Annotated in this window: 6 protein-coding genes; 2 read left to right on the plus strand and 4 right to left on the minus strand. The window is 72.8% G+C overall.

Annotated elements, in window-relative coordinates:
* Positions 1–101 precede the first annotated feature (101 nt).
* Positions 102–1,097 (minus strand): helix-turn-helix transcriptional regulator, encoded by a 996-nt coding sequence (locus tag FF041_RS17300; protein WP_153523636.1) that lies wholly within the window; start codon positions 1,095–1,097, stop codon positions 102–104.
* Positions 1,098–1,281: 184 nt separating this feature from the next.
* Here FF041_RS17300 and FF041_RS17305 point away from each other — a divergent pair, with 184 nt between their 5' ends.
* Positions 1,282–1,596 (plus strand): hypothetical protein, encoded by a 315-nt coding sequence (locus FF041_RS17305; protein ID WP_153523637.1) that lies wholly within the window; start codon positions 1,282–1,284, stop codon positions 1,594–1,596.
* A gap of 204 nt (positions 1,597–1,800) precedes the next feature.
* Complete coding sequence (locus tag FF041_RS17310) at positions 1,801–1,965, plus strand: hypothetical protein (RefSeq protein ID WP_153523638.1); 165 nt, start codon at positions 1,801–1,803, stop codon at positions 1,963–1,965.
* Between the two features lie 96 nt (positions 1,966–2,061).
* Here the strand turns inward: FF041_RS17310 and FF041_RS17315 are convergent, their stop codons facing one another.
* From FF041_RS17315 to aceE, 3 genes are all read right to left on the minus strand, one after another.
* Positions 2,062–3,036 carry a helix-turn-helix transcriptional regulator gene (locus tag FF041_RS17315; protein ID WP_153523639.1) on the minus strand — a complete coding sequence of 325 codons (975 nt, stop codon included), beginning with the start codon at positions 3,034–3,036 and terminating at the stop codon, positions 2,062–2,064.
* 112 nt (positions 3,037–3,148) lie between these two features.
* Entirely contained in the window at positions 3,149–3,973 is an 825-nt protein-coding gene (locus FF041_RS17320) for a MerR family transcriptional regulator (RefSeq protein WP_153523640.1), read from the minus strand.
* A gap of 153 nt (positions 3,974–4,126) precedes the next feature.
* Positions 4,127–6,805, minus strand: coding sequence for a pyruvate dehydrogenase (acetyl-transferring), homodimeric type (gene aceE, locus FF041_RS17325; RefSeq protein ID WP_153523641.1), 2,679 nt, complete (start codon positions 6,803–6,805; stop codon positions 4,127–4,129).
* Between the last annotated feature and the right edge of the window lie 66 nt (positions 6,806–6,871).

Raw genomic sequence — 6,871 nt, forward strand, 5'->3', positions numbered from 1 at the left:
GTGAGCCGTGAGCCGTCCGTCGTCCGGCGGCCCAGGGCCTTCTCGCCCGGCGGCCTCTCCCCGGGCCTCCCCGGGCCCCCGCCCGGCCGGCGAGGGCCCGCTCAGGGCTCCGCCGGGAGCCAGCCGCGCTGCGCCGCCCGTACGCCCGCCTCGAAACGGCTCCGCGCCCCCAGCCGCTCCATCAGCTCATTCGCGATCCGGCGGGCCGTCCTCGGGGACACGCCGAGCCGCTTGGCGACCGCGTCGTCCGTGTGTCCCTCCGCCAGCAGCCGGATCGCCAGCGACTGCTGGGCCGTGAGCCCGTGCGGTCCGCGCGCCGCCGCCTCTCCCAGGGGCTGCGCGGACGCCCAGACCCCCTCGAACAGCGCGCACAGGGCGGTCAGCATGCCCTGACCGGTCAGGACGACCGCGCCGGCCGCCGTGTTGTCGCTGCTGACCGGGATCACCGCGGTCGACCGGTCCACGATCAGCATCCGGGTCGGCAGCGAGGCGGCGGTACGCACCTGACCGCCCAGGCTCGCCAGCCAGTTGGCGTGCGCGATGGACGGCCGGCTGTTGCGCACGCTGTCCAGATAGACCGTCCGCATCCGCACCCCCCGCCCGAGGAGCTGCTCGTTGAGCGGCCGGGAGGAGGCGATCGCGGTCGGTGTCAGCGCCGCGTCGGGGGAGAAGGCGAGCAGCTCCTCCCGCAGGTCCCGGGTGAGTGCCACCAGCCGGTCGCGGACCGCGTCCAGACCGATGAGCTGCTCCACACCCGGATGCGGGGTGGCGGGGCGCAGCTCCGCGTACTCCGATATCAGCCGGGCCGCCGAGGCCCGCGACGCCTCCAGGCGCTGCTGCTCGGCGGCGAGCTCCGACTGTCTGCGGGCCATCAGGATCTCCATCCCGATGTCCGGTGAGACCACCCGCAGCCGTCCCGATGCATCGGCCGGCGCCCGGACCAGGGCCAGCTCGCTGAGTTCGTCCAGCGCGTCCCGCACCTCCGCCTCCGGGGCGTCGACCGCCTCCGCGATCCCCGTCACTCCCGCGTCCGGGTGCAGCAGCATGGCGCGGTAGACGGCTTCGGCGGCGACGCTCAGACCGAGGCCGGTGAGCATGGGTCCCCCAGGGTGTCGGCACACACGATCACCGCCGATCATCGCAGAGTGTTCCAGGAGCCCTCATACGGACCGGCTTCCGCAGGTAAGCGGTGCGGGCGGCGGTGCGGCCGTTTCCGGCCGGGGCCGTAAGCGGCCCGTCCCCATCGCCCGGCGGCGGGGCGCGGGGCCGGACCCTGGGGGCATGTATCTCGTACACGCCCGCTTCGAGACCCTCGCCGCGGAAGTGCCCCCCGGGATCAGGGAATTGGCGCGGGCGCTGCTGGCGTCCGATGACCGGGTCGAGCATCTCTCCGTGCACACCCGGTCGTCCCACCGGTTCACCCTGGGCTTCTATCTGCGCGCGGACTCGCTGGCGTGGGCCGAGGAGCACGTGGAGCGGGTGAGCCACCGGCTGCTCTCCACCGGACGGCTCCCGTCCGCCCGGCTGCTGGAGGCCAGGGTGCCGCTGCTGCTGCCGGAACTCCGGCCGCCGCCGGGGCAGGGGCCCGTGTCCTGACGCCGCTGCCCCAGGTGCCGGGGCGGCGGCGCTGGCCGCATCCGTCCAAGGCCGATTCGGGCCGGTGGAATGTTCTTCTCCCTCCGCTGAGCCGCGGCTTAGCTGGGTCTCACCGGGACGGGACCACGCCACCGCGGGGCGGGACGGACCGGGATCACCCTCGCCGACGCGCCGTCAGGCACGCCCGAAAGGACATCAGCGGACATGAGCACCAGCCGGATCAGCAAGGCCGCCGCGGTCGCCGCCCTCACCCTCGCCCTCACGGCCCCGGTGATCGCCTCTTCCCAGGCCGGCGCTCCCCATGCCGCCGTGTCCGCCGCCGCCGGAGCCCCGGCCGGGGCCGGGCTGTACGACATGAGCTGGCAGTAGTCGTCGGCCGGCGTCCATGTGCCCGGCCCGCACCCCCTCACGGCGGCGAGGGGGCGCGGGCCGTATCCCCTCTCGGCGGGCCGTCTCCCGGTCGGCTCAGCGGTAGAGCCGGGCGGTGCGCTCCGCCGTCCGCGCGAACAGCGTCCGCAGCTCCACGGGCTCCAGCACCTCCACCTCGGGCCCCAGCGCGAACAGCTGGTCGAAGGCCACCTCGACGGACTCGACCGGCAGCGTCAGCCTCACCCGGCCGTCCGCGTCCGGCGCGTCCGCCGCGGCCAGCGCCGCCCGGGCCGCCTCCCGGTCGGTGGCGTACGGCAGTCTGCGCGCCCCCTCCGCCGTCACCCGGATCACCGCCTCGGCCCGCAGGATCGACCGCGCGAACTGCGCCGCCCGCTCCGCCCAGAAGCCCGGCAGATCGAACTCCCCGTCCCGGTCGAAGACCTCCCCGTCCGGCCCGGGGCGAACCGAGACGAAACGGTCGAGCCGGTACACCCGGAAGGAACCCGCCGTCCGGGCGCAGAGGTACCAGACGCCCGCCTTCAGCACGAGACCGTACGGATCGAGCTCCCGCTCCACCTCCGCCCCGGCGCCGTCGCGGTAGACCGCCCGGATACGGCGGTCCCGCCACACCGCCTCCGCCACCACCGGCAGCAGCGGCGGGGTCCCGGGCTCCTGGTACCAGCCCGGGGCGTCCAGATGGAAGCGCTGGGCCGCGGTGTGCGGGGCGTCGCTGAGCGAGGGCAGCAGCGCCGCCGACACCTTCAGCCGGGCCGCCGACGCGGCGTCCTCCAGGCCCATCTCCCGCAGCGCGCCCGGCAGCCCGGAGAGAAAGAGCGCCTCGGCCTCGCTGCGGCCCAGTCCGGTCAGCCGGGTGCGGTAGCCGCCGATCAGCCGGTAGCCCCCGGCACGGCCCCGGTCCGCGTAGACCGGGACCCCCGCCTCGGAGAGGGCGAGCGCGTCCCGGGTCACGGTCCGCTCCGAGACCTCCAGCTCACGGGCGAGCTCGGCCCCGGTCATGGAGGGCCGGGCCTGGAGAAGCAGCACCATCTTGATCAGCCGGGCAGCGCGCATGGCTCCATCATCGCCTCGGCCGCTCCGGGAAGCGGAACCGGCTCCGGGGAGCGGAACCGGCTCCGGAAAGCCCGGCCCGGGGGCAGGCCCCCGGGCCGGGAACCGGACCGGCTCAGTCCAGCGGCTGCTGGAGCTCGGTCACCCACCGGTCGCGCTCCGGCGGGCACTCCAGCGTCACCTCCCGCGCGTACCCCGTCCGCCGGCGCCCGCTCGCCTCGAACCAGCGGGCCAGCACCTGTTCCGTGGCGAGCACATCGTCCATCGCGCCCCGGTGGACGATGGTCGCCGCCCGCTCGGCGGGCGGCAGATCCACGACCGCGAAGTCGAAGGCCGATCCGGGGGTCAGCTCCACCGCGACCGTCACCCCCGCGTGGACCAGGATCGCGCCCTCGCCGTCCGGCGCGTCCTCGTAGTACGCCACACCGGGCCCCGACGGCTCGACCCCGGCCGCCGTCAGCCGCCGGAACAGCTCCTCGTACAGCGGACCGATCACCGGCCCGATGTCCTCGGGTCCGTAACTCGCCGCCACTCCCGTCAGCTCGGCCACCCGAACCGCGGGAATGTTCTTCACAATGACGTCGTCGCTGGGCATCCGCCCCTCGCTCTCGATCGAACGGAGTCTCGCCTCGACCTGGCGCAGCCGGGCCGCGGCCGAGGCCATCGCCTCCTCCAGCTCGGCCTGCCGCAGCCTGAGCATCCCGCGCAGCTCCTCCGTGCTCACCGTCCCCTCCAGGATCAGCCGCACCTGTTCCAGGGTGAAGCCGAGATCCTTGAGGGCGATGATCCGGTTGAGCCGGGAGAGCTGGGACGCCTCGTAATGGCGGTAGCCGCTGAACGGGTCGGTGCTGACGGGGCGCAGCAGCCCGATGGCGTCGTAGTGACGCAGCATCCGTGCCGATACCCGGCCGTGCCTGGCGAATTCTCCGATGGTGAACATGACGTTCCCTACTTCACGGGTTCACACGGGGTCAGGGTCAAGCGGCCGGTGAAACGGCGATCGCCCCGGTCCGCCGTGACACGGCGGACCGGGGCGATCACCGGGGCGATCCCTTGAGACCCCTGAGGACCTTTAAGACCTCGGATTAAGACCTCAGAGGCCGTAGCGCTCCCGCGCCTCCTTCACCGAGGAGGCCGGTACCTCACCGCGCCGCGCCAGCTGCGCCAGCGCCGCGACCGTGATCGACTGCGCGTCCACGCCGAAGTGGCGGCGGGCCGCCTCCCGGGTGTCCGAGAGACCGAAGCCGTCCGTGCCCAGCGAGGACCAGTCCTGCTCGACCCACTGGCTGATCTGGTCCGGCACCTGGCGCATCCAGTCGCTGACCGCGAGCACCGGGCCCGGAGCGCCCTCCAGCGCCTTGCGGACGTACGGGATGCGCTCCTCCCCGCGCAGCAGCGCGGCGTCGGACTCCAGCGCGTCCCGGCGGAGCTCTCCCCAGGAGGTGGCGGACCAGACATCGGCCGTGACACCCCACTCGGCGGCCAGCAGCTCCTGGGCGGCGAGCGCCCAGTGGATCGCCGTGCCGGAGGCGAGCAGCTGGATCCGCGGGGCTGCGGCGGAGGCGGGCACGCCCTCCTTGAAGCGGTACAGACCCTTGACGATGCCCTCCTCGACGCCCTCGGGCATCGCGGGCTGGGGCTTGGGCTCGTTGTAGACGGTGAGGTAGTAGAAGACGTCCTCGGCGTCGGGCCCGTACATCCGGCGCAGACCGTCCTTGACGATCACCGCGATCTCGTACGCGAACGCCGGGTCGTAGTTGAGCGACGCCGGGTTGGTGGACGCGATCAGATGCGAGTGGCCGTCCGCGTGCTGGAGGCCCTCGCCCGTCAGCGTGGTGCGGCCCGCGGTCGCGCCGACGATGAAGCCCTTGCCGAGCTGGTCGGCGAGCTGCCACATCTGGTCGCCGGTGCGCTGCCAGCCGAACATCGAGTAGAAGATGTAGAAGGGGATCATCGTCTCGCCGTGCGTCGCGTACGACGTGGACGCGGCGATGAAGTCCGCCATGGCTCCGGCCTCGGTGATCCCCTCGTTGAGGATCTGGCCGTCCTTGGCTTCCTTGTAGTACATGAGCTGGTCGCGGTCGACCGGGTCATAGGTCTGGCCCAGCGGGGAGTAGATCCCGGCCGAGGGGAAGAGGGACTCCATACCGAAGGTACGGGCCTCGTCGGGGACGATCGGGCCACAGCGCTTGCCGGTCTCCTTGTCCCGCATCAGATCCTTGACCAGCCGGACGAAGGCCATGGTGGTGGCCATCTCCTGCTTGCCGGAGCCCTTCTCCAGGGCCTGGAAGGCACGCGCGGTGTTGGTCTCGGGGTCGGGCAGCGCGACCGCGTGCACCCGGCGGGCCGGGGCGGGGCCGCCGAGGGCCGCGCGGCGCTCCTGGAGGTAGCGGACTTCGGGGGAGTCGGCGCCGGGGTGGCCGTAGGGCACCACTCCGCCGTCGAAGGCGCTGTCGGGGATCGGGAGCCCGAGCAGGTCGCGCATGCCCTTGAACTCGTCGACCGACAGCTTCTTCATCTGGTGGTTGGCGTTCTTCGACTCGAAGCCCTTGCCGAGGGTGTAGCCCTTGACCGTCTGCGCCAGGACCACGGTCGGCGTGCCCTTGTGGGCGAGCGCCGCCCGGTAGGCCGCGTAGACCTTACGGGCCTCGTGGCCGCCGCGGGAGGTGTAGAAGCACTCGGCGATCTTCGCGTCGGTCAGCAGCTTCGCCAGCTCGGCGAGGGCGGGCTCGGCACCGAAGAAGTGCTCGCGGATGTAGCCGATGTCACGGGTGGCGTACGTCTGGAACTGGGCGTCCGGGACCTCGCGCAGCCGGCGGATCAGCGCGCCCGTGGTGTCGAGCTGGAACAGCTCGTCCCAGGCGGAGCCCCACAGGGACTTCACCACGTTCCAGCCAGCGCCGCGGAACTGGGCCTCCAGCTCCTGCACGATCTTGAAGTTCGCGCGGACCGGGCCGTCGAGGCGCTGGAGGTTGCAGTTGATGACGAAGGTCAGATTGTCGAGGCGCTCACGGGCCGCGAGGGCGAGGGCTGCCGTCGACTCGGGCTCGTCCATCTCGCCGTCGCCGAGGAAGGCCCAGACGTGCGAGTTGGCGGTGTCCTTGATCCCGCGGTTGTGCAGATAGCGGTTGAACCGCGCCTGGTAGATCGCCGAGAGCGGGCCGAGGCCCATGGAGACCGTGGGGAACTCCCACAGCCAGGGCAGCCGGCGCGGATGCGGGTACGAGGGCAGTCCGGCGCCGCCCGCCTCCTGGCGGAAGTTGTCGAGGTGGGCCTCGGTGAGGCGGCCGTCGAGGAAGGCGCGGGCGTAGATGCCGGGGGAGGCGTGGCCCTGGATGTAGAGCTGGTCGCCGCTGCCGTCGCCCTCCTTCCCGCGGAAGAAGTGGTTGAAGCCGGTCTCGTACAGCCAGGCCGCGGAGGCGAAGGTGGCGATGTGGCCGCCGACGCCGAGCTTGGAGCCGCGCGTCACCATGGCGGCGGCGTTCCAGCGGTTCCAGGCGGTGATCCGGGACTCCATCGCCTCGTCGCCGTCGAAGGCGGGCTCGGCGGGGGTGGGGATGGTGTTGACGTAGTCCGTCTCCAGCAGCCGGGGCACGGGGACTCCGGCGGCTTCGGCGTGCTGGAGGGTGCGGCGCATCAGATACGCGGCGCGGTGCGGGCCCGCGTGCTGAGCGACGGCATCGAGGGAGGCCGCCCACTCGGCGGTCTCCTCGGCGTCACGATCCGGGAGCTGGTCGAGCTCGCTCGGAAGCTTGGCTACGGGGTCGGTCATGTCGCCGCCTTCCGGACTGTCGGGGGGTGGGGGAAAGGGGGGTGCCTTGTCTGGCAGGACAGGGCG

This window comes from Streptomyces jumonjinensis, from assembly GCF_009600885.1.
Classification (GTDB): Bacteria; Actinomycetota; Actinomycetes; order Streptomycetales; family Streptomycetaceae; genus Streptomyces; species Streptomyces jumonjinensis.